This window comes from Porphyromonas miyakawae (assembly GCF_045865415.1).
Classification (GTDB): Bacteria; Bacteroidota; Bacteroidia; order Bacteroidales; family Porphyromonadaceae; genus Porphyromonas; species Porphyromonas miyakawae.
On record NZ_BAAFSF010000001.1, the window covers coordinates 880,289 to 900,497 of the forward strand.

Consider the following 20,209-nt stretch of genomic DNA (forward strand, 5'->3'; position numbering starts at 1 on the left):
AAATAAAAAAGGCAGAGTATAGAAATAAGCTACACTCTGCCTTTCGTGATTAGTTTGTTATTGCTGTTGTTGTTCTTTCAGTTCAGCAAAAAAAGCATCGCAGTCACACATAGCCGGAAGTAGATTACGATCTCCAAATCCATTGTCAATGCGTGCTACATTGATCCAGAACTTATTGTCGTTCAAGTAGGGTAGTGGGAAAGCTGCTTTACTACGTGGGTAGCTGTGCTTCCATTCGTCTGCACACACTTCGTATTGAGGGTGTGGAGCGTTCTTCAGCACGTTGTCTTCTTTATCGGCCTTTCCTTGAGCAACCTCCTGCGCTTCTTGGAAGATGCATTCCATTACCTCAATGAAGCGATCCAGCTCTGCTTTACTTTCACTCTCTGTCGGCTCAATCATGAGCGTACCATGTACAGGGAAAGAAAGCGTGGGTGCATGGTAACCGAAGTCCATAAGTCGCTTGGATACATCGTTTTCATCACATCCTGTTGCTTCTTTCAGTTTGCGACACTCGAGGATCAATTCATGTCCTACACGACCTTTTTCTCCGGAGTAGACGATCCCATAAGTGTCTTTCAGACGCTGTGCCATATAGTTAGCATTAAGAATAGCCGTTGCCGTAGCTCTCTTAAGTCCTTCGATACCCAAAAGACGAATATAGCTGTATGTGATACCTGCAATCACCGCACTTCCAAAAGGTGCTGCGGAAACCTGATTAGCTCCATTCCCATAGCGAACAATATGTTTGGGAAGGAATGGCTTAAGGTGAGACTTAACACAAATCGGACCCATCCCAGGACCACCTCCTCCGTGAGGAATAGCAAACGTTTTGTGTAGGTTCAAATGGCATACATCAGCTCCGATGAAGCCCGGATTAGTGTACCCAACCTGAGCATTCATGTTGGCTCCATCCATATATACCTGCCCTCCACAATCGTGAATTCGGCGACAGATCGCTACAATGTTGCTTTCAAAGATACCGTGTGTACTGGGGTAGGTGATCATGATGGCAGCAATATGATCCTTATACTGCTCAGTTTTCTTCATGAAGTCCTCCATGTCTACATCACCCTTATCATCGGTGTCCACAATGATGGTCTTAAACCCGGCTTGTGAAGCACTTGCAGGGTTAGTCCCATGTGCCGATGCCGGTAAGATAACTACATCTCGCTGAGTTTCGCCCTTGTCAATCAGATAGGCACGTATGGTGCTCAATCCTGTATATTCCCCTGCGGCTCCTGAGTTAGGCTGCAATGAGGTTGCATCAAATCCGGTGATAGCGGCAAGATACCCCTCAAGGTTGTGCAGCATTTCCAAGAATCCTTCTGCTTGATCGTCCGGAGCATAGGGGTGAATGTTGCCAAAATAAGGATTAGAGAGCACATCCAGCTCGGCAGCTGCATTAAGCTTCATGGTACAGCTTCCTAAGGATATCATCGAGTGAGCAAGAGAAATATCTTTCCGGTCAAGGCGTTTGATATAGCGCATCAACTCTGTTTCGGTTCGATACTTATTGAATGTATCATACTGCAGGAAAGTACTCTTGCGCTGCCACTTTTTATCTACAAAGAGGGTATCAGTGGGCACATCGCTGAGCGTGGGAGCCTCTTTGCCAACTGTTTCTGCAAAGATCTGAAGCAGTATGTTAAGATCTTCCGGAAGCGTAGTCTCATCTATGCTGACTCCAAAGCAGTTTTGGCATTCGAAATAGCGTAGATTGACACGATATTCAAGCGCAATACGGTGCAGCTCTTCAGTAGTTTTCCCTTCAGGTAGTTGGAAGAGCAGCGTATCGAAGAAATTAGCATTGTACTGCTTATAACCCAATTCTTCAGCAGCCTTTGCCAGATGTCCGGCATAAGAGTGAATGCGTCGAGCTATTTCAATAAGTCCATCAGCACCGTGATAGACAGCATAAAAGCCGCTCATAGAAGCCAGAAGTGCTTGTGCGGTACAAATATTTGATGTGGCACGCTCGCGCTTGATATGCTGTTCACGCGTTTGTAATGCCAAGCGATAAGCAGGATGCCCATAAGCGTCCTTGGATAGTCCGATGATACGTCCGGGTATTTCGCGTTTGTACTCCATACGACAAGCTAAATATCCTGCAGAAGGTCCGCCGTAATACATAGGAATACCGAAGCGTTGTGCAGAGCCGAAGACTACATCTGCCCCCCATTCACCCGGAGGAGTAAGCATCACTAAGCTCATTAGGTCTGCTGCTACGGCACAGGTGAGACCTTTCTCTTTTATAGCGGCTACAAAATCGGGGTAGTCGTTGATGGCACCTACTGAATCGGGATACTGGAGCATTACACCGAAAAATTCATCGGTAAGCTCTGTTTCCTTATAGTCTCCGACTACTAGCTCCATACCTTGGTGAACAATACGAGTGTTGATGACAGCAATGGTCGTTTCAAAAAGGCGCTTATCCACAAAAAGCTTATTCGCCCCTCTCTTTACTTGCTCTCTTGAGCGACGATTGAAGAGGAGCATGGCTGCTTCAGCTCCTGCGGTTGCTTCGTCCAACAGAGAACAATTGGTAAGAGGTAAGCCTGTTAGTTCAGTAATCACTGTTTGGAAGTTAAACAAGGCTTCCAAGCGTCCTTGCGATATCTCTGCCTGGTACGGAGTATATGACGTGTACCAAACAGGATTTTCGAGTACATTGCGACGTATTACGGCAGGAGTGATACAGTCATACCATCCTAAACCTATGTAGCTCGTGTAAGGGGTATTGCGCGAAGCTAATTCTGTCATGTGCTCTGATAGCTCACGCTCAGTCATAGGCTCTGGCAATTCAATCTCCTTCGGGAGGAAGATATCGTTGGGATACACCTCTTTTAAGAGGGCATCCACTGAATCAACGCCTACGGTGTGCAGCATCTCGGGAAGATCCTCTTTAGAGATGCCTACATGGCGAAGTGAAAAATTACGGGTATCCATACTATTCTATTGTAATAAGAAAGGGTTATTTTTCTTTTCGTGCCCAACTGATGTGGCAATGCCGTGACCGGGCAATACCAATGTATCGTTGGGAAGCGAGAATATTTCGTTTTGTATGCTTTGAATAAGTGTCTTATAGTTCCCCCCCTGAAGATCAGTGCGTCCTATGCTTTCATAGAACAATACATCTCCGGAAAGGAGAAATTTTTCTATGGGGTTGTAATAGGCTACATGGCCTATGGTATGACCCGGAACGAAGCGAGCCTCCAAATAGCTCTTGCCGTAATAAAGAGGTGTGTCCGAAGGCAATGACTTAAAAGAGACTTCCTGGTAGTCTTTGGGAAGCCCTATGCAATAGGCCCTGAGCTGCTCTGATAAAGTAGGCATAAAAGCAATTTCATCGGCATGTGCGTAGGGGGTCAGTTTCCACTGTCGAGCTACAAAGCTTGCTCCCCATATATGATCAAAGTGCAGATGTGTAAGTAATAGTAGTACCGGCTTTGCCTTTAGTTGTTCTATTGCGAGGACTAACTCGGCATTCTCTTCTTCATTCATGCACCCCGGGTCCACAATAGCAGCTTCCTGTGTGTCCTTATCAATAAGGATATAGCAGTTTTCCTCTACACTATTGAAAACAAGGCTATAAACGTGTTCAGTAATTTTTTTCATAGTTGCACATCAACCAAAAGGAATATATACTACTTGTTTCTCCAAAAAGAATTCGTCTCGAAAGACCGGGTAAAGAGGTGTTACAATCGCTTTCTTGCGGTATGCTGCCAACTCTGCAGTTAAGTTACCTCCCTTGAGAGCAATGATACCATTGGGAAGTGCATTGCGCTGCTCTTTTAGAAATAGCCGACGTGTGACTGCTTCAAGTGAAGAGAGTTGCATCGCTGCTCTACTTACCACAAAGTGGCATTTTACGTTAATGCTCTCCAAGCGATCCGCTATAAAGGTTACGTTCTCCAACCCAATAGCCTCTGCAATAGCTTTTGCAGCCTTAATCTTCTTTTGCGTACTATCCACCAGAATAAATTGAACCTCAGGAAAAAGAATGGCAAGTGGAATGCCGGGCAAACCCCCTCCAGTACCGGCATCCAATACAATGGTACCCGGAGTAAAATGAAGCATTTCGGTGATGCCTAATGAGTGTATTATATGATGGAGATAAAGACAGTCAATATCTTTACGACTAATAAGGTTTATTTTACTATTCCACTCCGTGTAAAGAGAATTGAGTTGCGCAAACTTTTCTTTTTGTGTAGAGGTCAACTGTGGAAACAGTTCGTAGAGTAGAGTTAGTTGTGCTGTTGTAGAGAGTACTTCTTCCATGGCTCTACTTAATTCAAATTAGGTGATTTACAGGAGAGTTTGCTAAGAGCGTGCTTCCCAACATTTCCCAAGGAATCAGAAGCTCGAATGTATCTGTTTGGGCATTTAACTGCGGTGCAACCTCGTTAGTAGGGAAGCTGTAAAGGAGTCCCTCGCGCATAATTGCAAAGTTCCCATTAGGTGCGAGTTCCTCTGTGATAAAATAGATGTCAGGATAGCTGTTTTTTGCTATTTCAACAAGCAGGCTATGCAAAGTCTCTTCATATCCGTCAAAGAAAAGGTTCCGCTCTCCTAATGCTTCGCCACCGGGTAAAGAAAAGCAGTAGTATCGGAGAGAGTGAAAAGCCTCTTCATCATTGAGTCGCGAAGTGATGTCTACGCGAAGGGTAGTGACAGAAGTATCTTCATAAAGAATAGAAGAAGTCATCGTAACTGTTTGCCTAGCAGGTTTTTCTATATTGGTGCTATCGGCAAGAAATGCCTGTTCAATACGGGCTACATAGCTATTCAGAGCATTTTCCGGAGGAAGTGCGGTATCCTCTTTCCCTAATACTACGCGACATATCTCGTGAGCAAGCGCCTCGTTCTCGCGAGGAAAAAGTAGCGAGAAGTCACCTACAAAAAGAGGCTTTTCCGTTCCATTACTGACCTCCTGCGCATTAGTGTTTGAGGTGTGAATGTTGACCATATCCCAAATAATGGGAGAATGCTCGGTGGCATGGTTGCTTTTGCAAGACGTACATAACGTAATGTACAGGACTGCTGTCACACCAGCAAGTAGCACACCCCAAAGGCGGATTGATAGAGTAGATCGTTTCATTGTCTTTCTTGTCCGCAGCAAATTTACTCATAATAAGGGAAAGGAGCATTTTCCCCCATACTTTTTACGAGATATTGAAAAAAACTTTTATTCTGCTTAAAGTTGTGTGGTGAGTTCTCTACTTTTCAGTAGAAAACAACAATTGACGCAATCCCAAGGGACTTGAAGTGTGTTTGATCTCTCCTAGCAACATGAAAAAATTCTGCTTGATGGTTATGATCTATCTCGAGGTTTCAACAATGACCTATGAAGCTATCCATATAGGGGTGTATGAAAAAAATCAATTGCTTATCTTTGCGAAAGAAAGTGAGGTGTCTCATGATGGTTAGGCAACTTGTCAAAGCAGGGCTTTGAATAGAGTGTATCTACCATTTTAAGTAGACGTGACAAAAAACGATAAATGAGATAAATATCCTAATGAAAGACTTCTGGAAAATGTTTTGGGCAGCGTTGCTTGCCATAGTAGTAGGTAGCATAGTCAGTATGATACTGAGTCTGTTTTTCGTTATGCTATCGGTTGTACAAATTGCGACAGCAGTATTCCCCAAAGGTGTTACTGAGTTTACAGTTCCTAAGCATAGTGTGCTTAAGCTAGACTTTACTACTTTGAGAGAGGTTGCTTATCAGAATCCGTGGGATACATATTTTCCCGAAAGTGATAACAATCAGGTAGTAACCCTTACGCAAATGCTCAATGCTATTGGTAAAGCGAAGGATAACCCCAACATAGAGGGAATTTATCTGACTACTCCTATGCCATTGGCCGGTATGGCCTCGCTTTCAGAAGTAAGGGAAAAGTTACTAGACTTCAAGAAAAGCGGTAAGTTCATTGTAGCCTATGCCGATCGTTTCGCTCAGAGTGGCTATTATCTTGCCTCTGTTGCCGATGAGTTGTATCTACACCCTCAAGGATCTATTGACCTGCACGGAATGGGCTCTACCACACTTTTCTATAAGCAAACACTGGAGAAGTTTGGGGTTGAGATGAATGTTTTCAAGGTGGGGACTTACAAAGGAGCGGTAGAACCCTATACCAATACATCTCTTTCGGATGCTAATAGAGAGCAAATGAATTCCTTTATGCAGGCTCTATGGGGGGTAATGATAAAGAATATTTCCTCGTCACGTAATATTGACCCTGAAACGCTTAATGCAATAGTGGATGAGGGCCCTATGTTCTTTACCACTGAAGAATATATAGCACGTCACATGATTGATCGTACCGTTTATGCTCGGGAAATGCAAGATATACTGAACGAGCGTTTGGGAAGAGAAAGTGGAAGTGATATCTCGTTTGTCGCTGTTAATCAGATGAACAGGACTAAGCGTATCCGTCCCAAAGGTGTTGGTGACAGAGGTCTTATAAGAGTTATTTATGCTGAAGGAAACATTGTCGAGGACATTCAATCTGGCTTCTCAAATGGGGTTATTACACAGTCTTTATCTGATAAGCTGATCAAAGCGGCGGACGATGAGGATGTAGATGCTATCGTAATGCGTGTTAATTCACCCGGAGGAAGTGCTTTTGTGAGCGATGTTATTTGGGATGCGGTAGAATATGTAAAGAGCAAAAAGCCAATAGTTGTATCCATGGGTGACTATGCTGCAAGTGGTGGTTATTATATCTCTTGTGCAGCAAACTACATCTTTGCCGAGCCTACAACTATTACCGGATCAATAGGTATCTTCGGTATGTTTCCTACTTTTGCCGGGGCGGCTAATAAGGTAGCTCTGACATACGATGAAGTAAAGACAAACAAGTATGCAAACTTCGGTAATGTGTTGCGTCCTCTTACGGAAGACGAGAAGGCTCTATTCCAGAAAATGGTTGAGTCAGGCTATGATACTTTTACTACTCGTGTTGCTGATGGCCGTAATCTCAGTAAGGTTATGGTAGATAGCGTAGGGCAGGGTAGAGTATGGACCGGAGAGCAGGCACTTGAACGCAAACTTGTGGATGGTTTGGGTGGCTTGGATGACGCTATAGTTAAAGCCGCTTCGTTGGCAAAGATCAATTCGTATCGTGTCATTTATTCGGAGAGGAATATTCGCTCATGGAAATCTATTAAGAGACAATTTGGTCTTAGTGCCACTAAGTCAGCGCTTGAAGAATTCTTTACTAAAGATGAATTAGATGCTATTAAGGAAGCTCGTATATTACGCTCTATGACAGGAGTGCAGGCTATTATGCCTTATGATGTGAGCTACTAATTACTTTACGGCTCCTTATGACAACCAAGCGTCATCGATATTTAGCACCCTTGTCCACTTTGTATGGAGTGGGCACAGGTGTGTTCCATTGGTTGTACAATAGTAATTTGCGAAAAGCAAAGGAGTATGATATACCTATTCTCTGTGTAGGTAATATTGCTGTTGGAGGAACCGGTAAGAGTCCTATGGTAGAGTACTTAGTGCGCTATTTGAAGGAGAATCACCGAGTTGCAGTAATAAGCAGAGGTTATAAAAGGAAGAGCCGAGGCATGGTCGCCGCAGGGAATGGAAAAGAAGCTTCTGCCGTTGAGGTAGGGGATGAATTACGGCAGCTTTTACTCCGACATCCCGATATTGATGTTGTTGCTGATGCCAATCGTCAACGTGCAATAGAGTACCTTCTATCGCCTCAGCGTGCAGGGCGACCCGATGTAATTATTATGGACGACGGTATGCAGCATAGAAGAGTGAAACCTTCTTTTACTCTCATGCTTACCTCCTATGATCGTCCTTTTATGGAGGATAAGCTTTTGCCGCAAGGACGTTTGCGGGAGAATGCCAAAGGAAGATTGAGAGCAGATTGTATTATTGTAACTAAATGCCCTCCCTCTATTACACCGATTCGCAAAAGCCTTATTAAACGCAATATGTCACTATTTCCTCACCAGTCGGTATTCTTTACCTCTGTTCATTATCGAGAGGTAGTTCCTCTTTTTAGTGATCATATTGTACCTGAAAACGTAGTGGATTTTCATACAGCTCAACAGCTGTATGCCATTGCCGGAATAGCACATCCCGACCCATTTTTTCGCTATCTTAAGGAAACCCATGGGGGAGTTGTAGAGACTAATCAATTTTCTGATCATCATACCTTTACAAGGTGTGATATAGCGTTATGGAACAAGCTTGCAGAATGTGGTGATAGGGTCTTTGTAACTACCGAAAAGGATGCTGCCCGACTGCATGGACTGCGCAATTTGATGAGTGATCGGCTCATTGCCTCTTTCTTTGTGTTACCTATAGAGATACACTTTCTTTTTAACGAAGAGCAGCTTTTTAAGCAACTCATAAATAAACACCTACATTAGATAGCCATATATGCCTACACCTCTTTCTGAATTGGGAGAATTTAGTCTTATCAATCGTCTTACAAGCGAGTATAAGGCTCAGAATGAGTCTACTATAAAGGGAATTGGCGATGATGCTGCCGTTCTTAAAAACAACGCCGATCAGGTACGGCTGGTCACTACGGATATGCTTTTGGAAGGGGTGCATTTTGATCTTGTATATACGCCTCTTAAGCACTTAGGGTATAAAGCCATCGTAGTCAATTTGTCCGATATATTTGCCATGAACGGACGTCCTGAAGCTGTAACTGTATCGTTGGGCATATCCTCAAAGTTTTCAGTTGAGCAAATAGAGGAGCTTTATAGTGGTATATATGCAGCATTGGAGCACTATGGGGTTGATCTCGTAGGGGGCGATACCTGTGCCTCGCAAAATGGCTTGGTTATCAGTGTGACTTGCCTTGGCTCGGCTGCAAAGGATGAGGTGGTATATCGTCATGGGGCACAAGAGAATGATTTGATTTGTTGTAGTGGCAACCTCGGTGCAGCCTATATGGGGCTTATGCTATTGGAGCGTGAAAAGCGAATTTTTCTTGCAGATCCCACTCCATACTTTTCCCCAAAGTTTGAGGAGCGTGAGTATATCATTGAGCGACAATTACGTCCGGAGGCTCGAGGGGATATCATTGAAATAATGCGCAATACAGGAATACACCCAACCTCTATGATGGATATTAGTGATGGACTTTCCAGTGAGCTACATCATATTTGTGATAATAGCCAGGTGGGGGCTGTTGTGTATGCAGAGCGTATTCCTATTGATTCGGAGACCTTTGCTATGGCTGAGGAGCTTTCAATAGATCCCTTTACTGCGGCTTTAGACGGTGGGGAGGATTATGAATTGCTTTTCACTGTACCTCTTAAGTATTATAGTGCAGTGGAGGGTATAAAAGGAATCTCTATAATTGGTCATATTACAGACAAAGAAAATGGAGTGAAGCTTATTCTTCCCAATGGAAGTGAACAAGACATTAGTTCAGGCGGATGGGAGGCTCAGAAAGCTTTGTAAGTATTATAGTATAGAAAGTATAAAATGTCGCAGCATAAGAATCCGAGCATTGCTCTCACGAGAGCATTGCAAAACATGGGTGAGTATACCTTGCTAATGCGGCGCGTGTTCAAGCGACCTGCACGATGGAGCATGTTTTTTAAGAATCTTGTAACAGAGATTGAAAAGATAGGCATTAATTCGATTTGGATTGTCGTTATCATATCTTTCTTTATTGGTTCTGTGATTACGATTCAACTCTCCATCAATATGAGTAGTCCTCTTATACCTCGATTTACGATTGGCTATGCAACTCGTGAAATTGTTCTGTTAGAGTTTTCTTCTTCGATCATGTGTCTTATCCTCTCCGGAAAGATAGGCTCTAGTATAGCAAGTGAGTTGGGAACGATGCGAGTAACGGAGCAAATTGATGCATTGGAGGTAATGGGGATTAATTCGGCAAACTTCCTTATCCTTCCTAAAATAGTGGGGTTGCTTATTTTTATTCCTGTGTTAAGTGTCATTAGTATGGTTACAGCTATTTCCGGGGGCTTTTTAGCCACTTATGTAACCCCAAATATTACTATTAACGACTTTGAGTATGGGATGCAGCTTTTCTTTAAGCCGTACAACGTCATTTATTCAATGATCAAATCGGCTGTCTATGCTTTCATTATTACCAGTGGCTCCAGTTATTTTGGTTATACGGTAAAGGGCGGAGCACTTGCTGTAGGGCGCGCTAGTACCAATGCCGTAGTCATTGGTAGTGTGCTAATTCTTCTTGCCGATTTATTACTTACAAACTTGATGCTAATTTAATGAGAGACGATGATTGAAGTCAAGGGTTTAGTTAAGTCATTTGAGGATAAGGAGGTTCTTAAGGGTATAGATGCAACGTTCTTGTCGGGGGCTACGAACTTGATCATTGGTACCAGTGGAGCCGGTAAGACTGTTTTCCTTAAGTGTTTGTTTGGACTGATGGATCCTACATCCGGAGAGATTATATACGATGGACATAAACTGTCGGATATGGATTCGCACGGTATGAAACAATTACGTTATAAGATGGGGGTAATGTTTCAAGGCTCTGCCTTATTTGATAATTTTACTGTATTGGGAAATACCATGTTTCCTTTAGACATGTTTTCTCGTGACAAGCGCAATGTGCGTCGTAAGCGGGCATTGACTCTATTGGAGCGTGTGGGGCTTCGGGATGCAGCAGATAAATATCCATCTGAAATTAGCGGTGGTATGATGAAACGTGCAGCCTTGGCGCGTGCCTTGGTAAATAATCCAAAGTATCTGTTTTGCGATGAACCTAATAGCGGACTAGATCCTAAAACCGGAGAAAAGATAGATCATCTGATACATGAATTAACTCATGAGTTCGGTATTACTACGGTGATCAATACGCATGATATGAACTCGCTGCAGAATATTGGAGAACACATCATATTTCTGAATAAAGGAAAAAAGGACTGGGAAGGAAGTTTTAGTGACATAGAGGCTACTGCCACAGAAAATTTGAGGCGTTTTGTCTCCCTTCCTTAATTACTATACAAGCAATCATCAGTCTTTTTTCAAGTGTCGTTCTCTTTTTAGAGGAACTTCGGAAGTTTCTGTTAACGACATGCTTTTAGGCGTACAGACAGAAAGGTAAATAGAACAGGACCTATTTGCCAAAAGATTAGAATTGATTAAATGATAGGTACAGATCTTTTCATGGAGAGATCTGTATTTTTTTTCTGTGGTAGATAGATCCCTTCGAATAGTTCAGTAGCAAAGTGTATTTTCCCATGCGAAAGCGTAACTTTGTGCTATGAGCGGACAAAATCTAACAAATGAAAAAGTACCGACAGAAGCAGCCATAAGCGCATTAGTCGATGGTATTATTAGTGGAGAGCATGTTATCACTGAAGCAGAGGCATTAAGTCTCTCTCAATTAGATGATAAAGAGCCCTTATACGATGGTGCACATCTCCTTACACATACCCTGATGGGTAATGGGTTTGATACATGCTCTATCATCAATGTGAAGAGTGGCAATTGTCCCGAGGACTGCCGTTGGTGTGCTCAAAGCAGACATTATACGACCGGAGCCGGAATATATCCTGTGCTGCCGGTAGAGGAATCTGTAGCCCAAGCCATTTATAATCGCAAGCAGGGTGTGAATCGCTTTTCGTTGGTGGCGAGTGGACGCTCTCAATCTAGGAAAGAGATGGAAAAGATAGTAGCTACTTTCAAAGCTATCAGAGAGGCCTGTGATGTACACTGTTGTGCATCTTTAGGGTTGCTTTCTGAGGAAAATCTACGCCAACTGTATGAAGCGGGAGTAACTACGTATCACTGTAATATGGAAACGGCTCCATCCTACTTTCTAAAGATGTGTAGCACCCATAAGCAGGAGGAGAAAGTAGCTACCATAGAAGCAGCGCGACGACAAGGAATGCGTATTTGTTCGGGGGGAATTATAGGAATGGGCGAAACTCAAGAGCAAAGAATTGAGTTCGCTTTCTTTTTGCGTTCTTTAGGTGTGCAATCAATACCTATCAATGTATTACATCCTATACCGGGCACCCCATTGGAAAAGACTTCGCGCCTTAGTGAGGAGGAGTATTTGACAACGGTTGCTCTTTTCCGTTTTATCAACCCGACAGCTTATTTGCGTTTTAGTGGAGGACGGGATCTTTTACCTATTTCTACGGTTCGCAAGGCTATGTATATAGCAATTAATTCGGCCATTACTGGTGATATGCTTACCACTGTGGGAGCACGATGCGAAGAAGATATGGCACTAATCAAAGAGATGGGTTACACAACAAAGAAAAACACTGATTGGGAGATAATAAAAGATGAATAGGATAAAAGACCTACTAGACTTTGACAGAGCGCATCTGTGGCATCCCTATACCTCAACGATAGATCCTCTTCCCACTTTCCCGGTCGCTCGTGCCGAGGGAGTTTACATTTATTTGGAAGATGGAACAGCTCTCATTGATGGTATGAGTTCTTGGTGGGCAGCTATTCACGGTTACAATCACCCACGGCTCAATGCAGCTGCGCAAAAACAGTTAGATGCGATGAGCCATGTGATGTTTGGTGGCTTCACACATCGCCCTGCAGTTGAGCTGGCGGAGCTCCTACTGAGCATACTTCCCGCTGGTATGGATAAGTTGTTTTATGCTGATAGTGGGTCGGTATCGGTAGAAGTGGCACTTAAAATGGCACTCCAGTACCAAGAGTCATTGGGACAACATAAGAGAAGACATTTTGCTACTATCAACGGAGGTTACCATGGGGATACATGGCATGCGATGAGCGTTTGTGATCCGGTGACCGGTATGCATAGTATCTTTAGTGGTACGCTGCCCATACAATACTTCCTCCCTCGTCCCCGGAGTCGCTTTGGAGAGACGTTTGTTGAGGAGGATATGGAGCCTTTACGCCAATTATTGGCTACTCATGGAGAGAGTATTGCAGCACTTATACTTGAGCCGGTAGTGCAGGGGGCCGGGGGAATGTATTTCTATAACCCCGAGTGGTTGCGAAGAGCTATTCGTATGGCACATGAAGCCGGTGCATTAGTTATATTTGATGAGATAGCAACCGGATTTGGGCGCCAGGGCACTCTCTTTGCTACAGAACGGGTTGGTGTTTCTCCCGACATAATGTGTATTGGTAAAGCACTTACCGGTGGTTACATGACCTTAGCTGCCACAGTAACTCAGGAAAGAATAGCTACCACTATTTGCAGAGGTGAAGCGGGATGCTTTATGCATGGTCCTACTTTTATGGGCAATCCGCTTGCTTGTGCCGTAGCTTTAGAAAGCTGTAGAATGCTCTTAGAGAGCCCATGGCAGGATAGAATCAGTGCCATTGAGGCGCAGTTAAGGCGTGAGCTAGCACCAGCGGCTGAGTACGACTCCGTAAAGGAAGTACGTGTGTTAGGAGCCATTGGAGTAGTGGAAATGAAGGAGCCGGTCGATATGGCTCGCCTACAGCAAGAATTTGTTCGTAGAGGAGTGTGGATACGTCCTTTTGGACATCTTTGTTATATCATGCCTCCCTATATCATTAAACCCGATGAGCTAAGCAGGCTGACAAATGCACTACTGGAAGTAATCAAATAAAAATGGAAATAGATAGCCTTTTGTACAAATTGGGTTATCTTTACCCACAAGAATAAAATTAGTACGATATAGATATGGAAAAGACTCCCAAGGCATATATTGCTGCAAATAAAGACATCTTCCTAAATGATCTTTTTGACAAACTGCGCATACCGAGCATAAGCTCCCAAAGTGAGCATAAGCCCGATATGGAGCGAATGGCTCTTCATTGGCGTGATTACCTCTTACAGAGTGGTATGCAGAAAGCAGAGGTTTTCCCCACGGCGGGCAATCCGATAGTCTATGCGGAGCGAATAATTGATCCGAAAGCGAAAACAATACTGATTTATGGTCATTACGATGTGATGCCTGTGGAGCCTTTAGAGCTATGGAAAAGTGCTCCATTTGAACCTGAGGTAAGAGAGGGACATATCTGGGCTCGGGGTGCTGACGATGATAAGGGACAAACGATGATCCAGGTACTTGGCTTTAAGACAGCCCTCGCTCTGGGATGGGTGAAATGCAATGTAAAAATCATATTTGAGGGTGAGGAAGAAATAGGCTCTACTCATCTGGAGCAATTCTGCAAGGAACACAAAGAGATGCTTCAGGCAGATGTGATTATTGTATCCGATACCGGTATGGTAGGGCATGATACTCCCACTATTACAGCCGGGTTAAGAGGACTTGCGTATTGGGAGGTAGAAGTAACCGGTCCTAATCATGATCTGCACTCAGGGCATTATGGTGGTGCAGTGGCCAATCCAATCAATGAACTTTGCAAGTTAATCGCTTCTATAGTGGATGACAAGGGACGTATCACAGTCCCCGGTTTTTATGACGATGTCGTTCCTTTGACAAAAGAGGAAAGGGATATGATAGCTCAGATTCCTTTTGATGAAGAAGAGTACAAAAAACAATTGAATATCCAGGCGGTACACGGTGAAGAGGGATATCACACCCTTGAACGTAATAGTTGCCGTCCCAGCTTTGATGTGTGTGGTATATGGGGTGGTTATATGGGAGAAGGATCCAAAACAATCTTGCCCTCTAAAGCGTATGCAAAGCTTTCATCACGATTGGTCGCTAATCAGGATCATGAAAAGATCAGCAAATTAGTCGCTGAGCATCTTACACGTATAGCTCCTCCCTATATAAAAATAAAAGTTACACCGTTACATGGCGGCCAGGCCTATCTATGTCCGCTTGATCTTGATGCATATAGAGCTGCAGAAGCTGCTTACGAGAAGGCTTTTGGTAAAAGACCATTGGCAGTGCGGAGTGGCGGTAGCATTCCCATCATTTCTACATTCGAGCGTGTGTTAGGGCTCAAGAGCGTTTTGATGGGTTTTGGACTCCCTACTAATGCTATTCATTCTCCAAACGAGAACTTTCCTTTGGATATATTTTGGAAGGGTATAGAGACGGTAGCAGAGTTTTATAATTGTTACAAATGAATCACATGCGACCAATACTAATTAGGCAGGTCCTTGCTGCGGGCAAGAAAACTGATATACTGATAGAAGGGAATCGTATTTCTTGTATGGGGCCTTCTATCGAAGCTCCAAATGCAGAAATAATTGATGGCAGAGGTTTAATAGCTGTTCCCGGTATGGCGAATCTACATACGCATGCAGCAATGACCCTATTCCGAGGGTATGGCGATGATCTTCCGCTCTTTGATTGGTTGAATAATTATATTTGGCCGGTTGAGGCACATTTAACGGAGGAAGACGTCTATTGGGGAGTACGATTGGCATGTTTGGAAATGGCAATGACCGGGACTACTTGTTTCCTCGATATGTACTCATTCCCATTAGCCACTGCCCAAGCAGTAGAGGATAGCGGCATGCGTGCCGTTGTTAGCTATACACTCTTTGATCAAGGAAATGAGGAGCGTGCCCAGTTGGATAGAGAGAATAGCTATCGGTACCTAAAAGATTTTGAGCGATTCTCCGACAGAGTGGTTTATTCCATAGGTCCTCATGCTATTTATACCGTAAGTGGTGAGCAGCTTCGCTTCTGTAAAGAGTTTGCTGACGAAACAGGAGTGCTCGTACATCTACATCTTTCTGAAACTGAGAAAGAAATTAAGGATTCTATTGAGCAATACGGTCTGAGGCCGGTTCATTACCTGAAAAAATTGGGAGCTATAAGTAATCACTTCATTTTGGCGCATAGCCTACACTTGGATGAAAGTGAATTGGAAATAATAGCTACTTCCGGAGCTGCAACTGTACACAATCCTGCTTCAAATATGAAATTGGCCTCGGGTACGCACTTCCTTTTCGACAAAATGCGTTCAATGGGTATTCCGGTAGGGATAGGTACAGATGGCTGCTCTTCAAGCAATAACTTAGATATGTTTATTGCTATGCGTTTGGCTGCTCTTTTAGGTAAAGCTTGGCAAGGAGATCCAACCGCTACAAAAGCAGAGGATATCTATAATGCAGCTACGGTGGATGGTTACCGCATATTGGGTATTGACGGAGGTCGCTTAGAGGAGGGAGCTTTGGCAGATATAGTCTTGTTGAAAGCAAATAAACCCACCATGGTGCCTTGTCATAACCTTGTTTCTAACCTTGTCTATTCGGCAGATGGATCTGTAGTAGATACCACTATCGTGAATGGTAAGGTTTTGGTGCGACAAGGTAAAGCAGAGGGAGCAGATAGCGTAATTGAAGAGGCAGCTAAGAGGGCCTATAAGCTAATTGATAAATATGGTGTAAAGCAGAAGGCATAATGTAAAAGTATAGTGAGAAGATCAAAATCTTTATTTTTTGTTGTATTTTCCTTCCTCCTCTGTGGTGTGATGCTTACAGGCCAACGGGGAATAGCTCAAGAGCTACCTCGTGAGTGGTATCGATTATCACCCGATGGACTTACCTTAGAACTTTGGAAAGGCGATACGGCTGTGGTGAATATGGCAGCGGATCCTTTCTTGAGGCGGGTGGAGTATATCGCCCCATTCGCTTTCATCAAACTGGATAGCTTGGGACAGGCTATACCTGATTATCAGATCCGTAAGCTCTATTTCTCACCTAAAATAAAGGAGATTGGACGTCAAGCTTTCTGGAGCGTTAATCTTAAAGAGATCTACTTCACTGAGGGCCTACAAACCTTAGGATATCGGAGCTTTATAGAGCCGGCACTGCAAGAACTTTATTTGCCGGCTTCGTTAAGGGAGTATGATCAGAGCTTTTATAAAGCTAACCAATTGAGAGAAATAAAGGTGGCAGAAGGGTCTCGTACATTTAGTGTGCGAGAGCACTGTTTGATCTCCGAAAGGGATAGTAAACTCTTGCTGTATCCCGGAGGAATATTAACGTTGGAGCCGCTTCTTCCGCAGAAGATAGTATCAATAGGAGCTTCAGCCTTTGCCTTCCATCCTTATATACGTACTATTTCAGTCCCAGAAGGAGTTACGGATATAGAAGAAGAGGCTTTTTATGCGGCTAATGAGCTTACCCACTTGAAGTTACCATCTACACTGCAATCTGTAGGAGCTCGCACTTGGCTCTTTAGTGGCTTAGATACTGTAAGCTTTGCCGGAGCTTTCCCTCCCAAATACAAGAGTGGAGATTTGCTTCCTAAGGGAAGTCCGATTGCTATGATAGTGGTACCGGATGGAGCCCGTTCTATTTATGGAGAAGATCGACAACTTTCTTTGATGGCTCGAGAAATCATTACGGAGAGCGAATACAAGTCGCTGCTCGAAATCTCCGAAGAGAAAGCTAATGAGATCTTTACCTTAGTAGATAGAGAGCTGACTCTTCACCTTAATGATACGAATGGGGAGGCCATGCTATTTGATAAGGATGGGCACTTAGTTGCCCATTATAGGCAGAGTGGAAGCTACCTTTTGATGCCGGGTATGTATTTGCTACAAATAGGTAGGAAAAGCTATAAGTTAGTAGTTCGTGGCTATGATATCACATTGTGAAAATGTGGATAGACAACCTATTGGTATGGTTGATTTAAAGGCTGTCTATTCATATAGAAAGGAGGAGTTTGATGCAGCGATGCAGCGAGTTGCCTCTTCCGGACGCTATATAGAAGGAGAAGAGTTAAGTGCATTTGCAGCGGAGCTGTCCGATTTCCTAAAGTGTCGTTATGTAGTGCCTTGTGCAAATGGTACGGATGCACTACAAATAGCCTTGATGGCCTTAGATTTGAAACCTGGGGATGAGGTAATAGTACCCTCCTTTACCTATTTTGCTACTGCAGAAGTAGTTGCTTTATTAGCTCTAACGCCTGTTTTTGTAGATATTTCACCGGAGTTGTACACGATGCTTCCAGAGAAAGTAGAGGAAGCTATCACACCGCATACTCGTGCCGTTATTGTGGTGCATCTTTTCGGTCAAGCAGCACCAATGGAGCCTCTTCTACATATAGCCAAGCGTTATGATTTGAAGCTGATTGAAGATAATGCACAGGCTTTGGGAACCCTGTATCAGTTTGCTGATGGACACACAGCCTATACCGGTACTATCGGAGATATCGGATGCCAAAGTTTTTTCCCAACAAAGAACCTCTCATGCTTTGGCGATGGAGGTGCCATTAGCCTTAACGACGAAAGCCTTGCCTCTGCTATAACACAGATTGCACATCATGGGCAGGAGAAAAAGTACTATCACAGTCGTATAGGAATAAATTCAAGGTTAGACGCTTTACAGGCTGCTATATTACGTGTGCAACTTCGTTACCTAAAAGAGGAATTGTTGTACCGTAAGTTGGTCGCTGAAAGATACTACAAAGCATTTCAATCAATAGATGCCATAATACTACCTTTAAAAGCAGCTTATAGCGATCATACCTACCATCAGTTTACGGTAAGAGTGCCGGAGCGTGATGCACTACAGCAAAGTCTTGCTACACAAAAGATAGGCTCAACAGTGTATTATCCGCTACCAATTCATAAACAAAAGGCGTTTCCCGCTTATAATAAGCTATCTCTTCCCAATAGTGAAGCTTGTGCCGAAAGTGTGCTCTCGTTACCCATGCACCCTTTTCTTACAGAGCTACAGCAAAATGATATAATTAGCGCTGTAAAGGATTTCTTCTCATAATGATGAACAAAGCTATGATACACCCAACGGCCCTGATTGACGAGGGTGCACATATAGGAGAGGGTACCAAAGTATGGCATTTTACCCATGTGATGAATGGTGCAGAAATAGGAAAAGAATGCATCTTGGGACAGAATGTATTTGTTGCCTACGGGGTTGTGCTAGGTGATAGATGCAAAGTACAAAACAATGTCTCACTTTACACAGGAGTAGTGTGCGATGAGGAAGTTTTCATTGGGCCGAGTGTAGTCTTTACAAATATAAAGACTCCCCGCGCCTTTATTGAACGGAAAGACTCCTTCTTGTCTACAACTATAAGTAGAGGAGCTTCTATAGGGGCCAATGCAACTATCGTATGTGGCACTCATATCGGAAGTTATGCAATGGTAGCTGCCGGAGCTGTCGTAACGCACGATGTGGGCCCCTATGAATTAGTTGCAGGTGTGCCTGCACGTGTCGTGGGATATGTAAGCAAGCGTGGCTGCGTGTTGTGCTTTGATCAGAATGGTAACGCAATTTGTCCGGAGTCAGGAGCGTTATATCAATTAGTAGAAGGAAAAATAATACCACTTCATGATGAATAGTTCTCGTAATTTCGCCCTTATGGGGTTAGCCGGTTTTGTGGCACCAAGGCATCTTCGTGCCATCAAGGCGTGTGACAAACAGCTGGTTTCCGCTTATGATCCGAGTGATTCGGTTGGCGTAATTGATAGTTACTTTCCGAACGCTGCATTCTTTACCATTCAGGAGCTGTTTGATAGACATAATAGTAAGCTCATGGAGACGGACAATAAAATCGGGTGGGTTACTATTTGTACGCCTAATTACCTACATGATGCTCATTGTCGTTATGGATTACGTTTAGGAGCAGATGTCATTTGTGAGAAACCTATTTGTCTTAATCCGTGGAATATTGAAGCCCTACAAGCCATTGAACAGCAAACCGGACACTGCATTTACAATATCCTCCAGCTTCGTCTCCATCCCTCTATAGTGGCTCTTAAGCAGGAAATAGACAAAGCCCCTAAAGATCATCGCTACCAAATAGATCTTACCTATATTACTTCTCGAGGTAATTGGTACTATGCCTCATGGAAAGGAGACGAACATAAGAGTGGGGGAGTAGCTACCAATATAGGGGTTCATTTCTTTGATATGCTACTCTGGCTCTTTGGTCCTCTTGAGAAGGAGACACTGCATATAGCTACCCATGATCGCTATGCTGGATTTTTACAGCTTAAGAATGCGGATGTGCGCTATTTCCTTTCTATTGATGCCAATACATTGCCTGAAAAAGTGAGGGCGGAGGGTGCGACTACACTTCGTACTCTAGTGATTGATGGCAAAGAAGTGGAGTTTAGTAAAGGCTTTACTGATCTGCATACAGAGAGCTATCAGGCTATCTTTGCTGGGAATGGCTTCCGTATCAACGAAGCCTATCCATCTATTGACTTGGTGCATAGGCTGCGTAATGAGACGCCTGTCGGATTTGTTGGTGATTATCACCCAATGGCTAAATTACCTCTTACGCACCATCCCTTTGGTTGGAGGCGTTAGAAAAGTACATTTAGATAAACTTGATAGTTGAGATTTCTACTGGAATT

The 20,209-nt window shown here is 43.6% G+C and carries 17 protein-coding genes; 13 read left to right on the forward strand and 4 right to left on the reverse strand.

Annotated features, from left to right (window positions below):
* Nucleotides 1-57: 57 nt before the first annotated feature.
* The 4 genes from gcvP to ACLWMH_RS03610 are packed head-to-tail and all read right to left on the reverse strand — an operon-like array spanning nucleotide 58 to nucleotide 5,101.
* Nucleotides 58-2,949, reverse strand: a complete 2,892-nt coding sequence (gene gcvP / locus ACLWMH_RS03595; protein ID WP_411915379.1) for an aminomethyl-transferring glycine dehydrogenase — start codon at nucleotides 2,947-2,949, stop codon at nucleotides 58-60.
* 6 nt (nucleotides 2,950-2,955) lie between these two features.
* Nucleotides 2,956-3,618: an MBL fold metallo-hydrolase gene (locus tag ACLWMH_RS03600; protein ID WP_411915380.1), complete on the reverse strand. Its 663-nt coding sequence runs from the start codon at nucleotides 3,616-3,618 to the stop codon at nucleotides 2,956-2,958.
* Between the two features lie 9 nt (nucleotides 3,619-3,627).
* Nucleotides 3,628-4,281, reverse strand: a complete 654-nt coding sequence (rsmG, locus tag ACLWMH_RS03605) for a 16S rRNA (guanine(527)-N(7))-methyltransferase RsmG (protein WP_411915381.1) — start codon at nucleotides 4,279-4,281, stop codon at nucleotides 3,628-3,630.
* A 13-nt stretch (nucleotides 4,282-4,294) separates the two neighbouring features.
* The gene (locus ACLWMH_RS03610; RefSeq protein ID WP_411915382.1) at nucleotides 4,295-5,101 is read right to left on the reverse strand and encodes a hypothetical protein; all 807 of its coding nucleotides are present in this window, start codon (nucleotides 5,099-5,101) and stop codon (nucleotides 4,295-4,297) included.
* Between the two features lie 417 nt (nucleotides 5,102-5,518).
* Between ACLWMH_RS03610 and sppA the strand changes: the two genes are divergently transcribed.
* From sppA to ACLWMH_RS03675, 13 genes are all read left to right on the forward strand, one after another.
* Entirely contained in the window at nucleotides 5,519-7,312 is a 1,794-nt protein-coding gene (gene sppA, locus ACLWMH_RS03615; RefSeq protein ID WP_411915383.1) for a signal peptide peptidase SppA, read from the forward strand.
* A gap of 17 nt (nucleotides 7,313-7,329) precedes the next feature.
* On the forward strand, nucleotides 7,330-8,400 hold the full coding sequence (gene lpxK / locus ACLWMH_RS03620; RefSeq protein WP_411915384.1) for a tetraacyldisaccharide 4'-kinase: 1,071 nt from the start codon (nucleotides 7,330-7,332) through the stop codon (nucleotides 8,398-8,400).
* Nucleotides 8,401-8,410: 10 nt separating this feature from the next.
* The gene (gene thiL, locus ACLWMH_RS03625) at nucleotides 8,411-9,448 is read left to right on the forward strand and encodes a thiamine-phosphate kinase (protein ID WP_411915385.1); all 1,038 of its coding nucleotides are present in this window, start codon (nucleotides 8,411-8,413) and stop codon (nucleotides 9,446-9,448) included.
* A 24-nt stretch (nucleotides 9,449-9,472) separates the two neighbouring features.
* Nucleotides 9,473-10,246, forward strand: a complete 774-nt coding sequence (locus ACLWMH_RS03630; protein WP_411915386.1) for an MlaE family ABC transporter permease — start codon at nucleotides 9,473-9,475, stop codon at nucleotides 10,244-10,246.
* Between the two features lie 9 nt (nucleotides 10,247-10,255).
* Entirely contained in the window at nucleotides 10,256-10,978 is a 723-nt protein-coding gene (locus ACLWMH_RS03635) for an ABC transporter ATP-binding protein (protein WP_411915387.1), read from the forward strand.
* Between the two features lie 268 nt (nucleotides 10,979-11,246).
* The gene (gene bioB / locus ACLWMH_RS03640) at nucleotides 11,247-12,287 is read left to right on the forward strand and encodes a biotin synthase BioB (protein ID WP_411915388.1); all 1,041 of its coding nucleotides are present in this window, start codon (nucleotides 11,247-11,249) and stop codon (nucleotides 12,285-12,287) included.
* Nucleotides 12,280-13,557, forward strand: a complete 1,278-nt coding sequence (gene bioA, locus ACLWMH_RS03645; protein WP_411915389.1) for an adenosylmethionine--8-amino-7-oxononanoate transaminase — start codon at nucleotides 12,280-12,282, stop codon at nucleotides 13,555-13,557. Before bioB ends, bioA begins: the two co-directional genes overlap by 8 nt.
* A 74-nt stretch (nucleotides 13,558-13,631) precedes the next feature.
* Entirely contained in the window at nucleotides 13,632-14,993 is a 1,362-nt protein-coding gene (locus ACLWMH_RS03650) for a dipeptidase (protein WP_411915390.1), read from the forward strand.
* A gap of 5 nt (nucleotides 14,994-14,998) precedes the next feature.
* Entirely contained in the window at nucleotides 14,999-16,279 is a 1,281-nt protein-coding gene (locus ACLWMH_RS03655) for an amidohydrolase (protein WP_411915391.1), read from the forward strand.
* 12 nt (nucleotides 16,280-16,291) lie between these two features.
* Nucleotides 16,292-17,479 (forward strand): leucine-rich repeat domain-containing protein, encoded by a 1,188-nt coding sequence (locus tag ACLWMH_RS03660; protein WP_411915392.1) that lies wholly within the window; start codon nucleotides 16,292-16,294, stop codon nucleotides 17,477-17,479.
* Between the two features lie 4 nt (nucleotides 17,480-17,483).
* Nucleotides 17,484-18,605, forward strand: coding sequence for a DegT/DnrJ/EryC1/StrS family aminotransferase (locus ACLWMH_RS03665; RefSeq protein WP_411915393.1), 1,122 nt, complete (start codon nucleotides 17,484-17,486; stop codon nucleotides 18,603-18,605).
* Nucleotides 18,606-18,619: 14 nt separating this feature from the next.
* Nucleotides 18,620-19,189, forward strand: a complete 570-nt coding sequence (locus tag ACLWMH_RS03670; RefSeq protein WP_411915394.1) for an acyltransferase — start codon at nucleotides 18,620-18,622, stop codon at nucleotides 19,187-19,189.
* Nucleotides 19,179-20,162: a Gfo/Idh/MocA family oxidoreductase gene (locus ACLWMH_RS03675; RefSeq protein ID WP_411915395.1), complete on the forward strand. Its 984-nt coding sequence runs from the start codon at nucleotides 19,179-19,181 to the stop codon at nucleotides 20,160-20,162. Before ACLWMH_RS03670 ends, ACLWMH_RS03675 begins: the two co-directional genes overlap by 11 nt.
* Nucleotides 20,163-20,209 lie beyond the last annotated feature (47 nt).

Excerpts from the sequence above, each read along its gene's own strand:
- gcvP (WP_411915379.1), bottom strand. The coding sequence starts at position 2,949 with ATGGATACCCGTAATTTTTCACTTCGCCATGTAGGCATCTCTAAAGAG.
- ACLWMH_RS03600 (WP_411915380.1), bottom strand. The coding sequence starts at position 3,618 with ATGAAAAAAATTACTGAACACGTTTATAGCCTTGTTTTCAATAGTGTA.
- rsmG (WP_411915381.1), bottom strand. The coding sequence starts at position 4,281 with ATGGAAGAAGTACTCTCTACAACAGCACAACTAACTCTACTCTACGAA.
- ACLWMH_RS03610 (WP_411915382.1), bottom strand. The coding sequence starts at position 5,101 with ATGAAACGATCTACTCTATCAATCCGCCTTTGGGGTGTGCTACTTGCT.
- sppA (WP_411915383.1), top strand. The coding sequence starts at position 5,519 with ATGAAAGACTTCTGGAAAATGTTTTGGGCAGCGTTGCTTGCCATAGTA.
- lpxK (WP_411915384.1), top strand. The coding sequence starts at position 7,330 with ATGACAACCAAGCGTCATCGATATTTAGCACCCTTGTCCACTTTGTAT.
- thiL (WP_411915385.1), top strand. The coding sequence starts at position 8,411 with ATGCCTACACCTCTTTCTGAATTGGGAGAATTTAGTCTTATCAATCGT.
- ACLWMH_RS03630 (WP_411915386.1), top strand. The coding sequence starts at position 9,473 with ATGTCGCAGCATAAGAATCCGAGCATTGCTCTCACGAGAGCATTGCAA.
- ACLWMH_RS03635 (WP_411915387.1), top strand. The coding sequence starts at position 10,256 with ATGATTGAAGTCAAGGGTTTAGTTAAGTCATTTGAGGATAAGGAGGTT.
- bioB (WP_411915388.1), top strand. The coding sequence starts at position 11,247 with ATGAGCGGACAAAATCTAACAAATGAAAAAGTACCGACAGAAGCAGCC.
- bioA (WP_411915389.1), top strand. The coding sequence starts at position 12,280 with ATGAATAGGATAAAAGACCTACTAGACTTTGACAGAGCGCATCTGTGG.
- ACLWMH_RS03650 (WP_411915390.1), top strand. The coding sequence starts at position 13,632 with ATGGAAAAGACTCCCAAGGCATATATTGCTGCAAATAAAGACATCTTC.
- ACLWMH_RS03655 (WP_411915391.1), top strand. The coding sequence starts at position 14,999 with ATGCGACCAATACTAATTAGGCAGGTCCTTGCTGCGGGCAAGAAAACT.
- ACLWMH_RS03670 (WP_411915394.1), top strand. The coding sequence starts at position 18,620 with ATGATACACCCAACGGCCCTGATTGACGAGGGTGCACATATAGGAGAG.
- ACLWMH_RS03675 (WP_411915395.1), top strand. The coding sequence starts at position 19,179 with ATGATGAATAGTTCTCGTAATTTCGCCCTTATGGGGTTAGCCGGTTTT.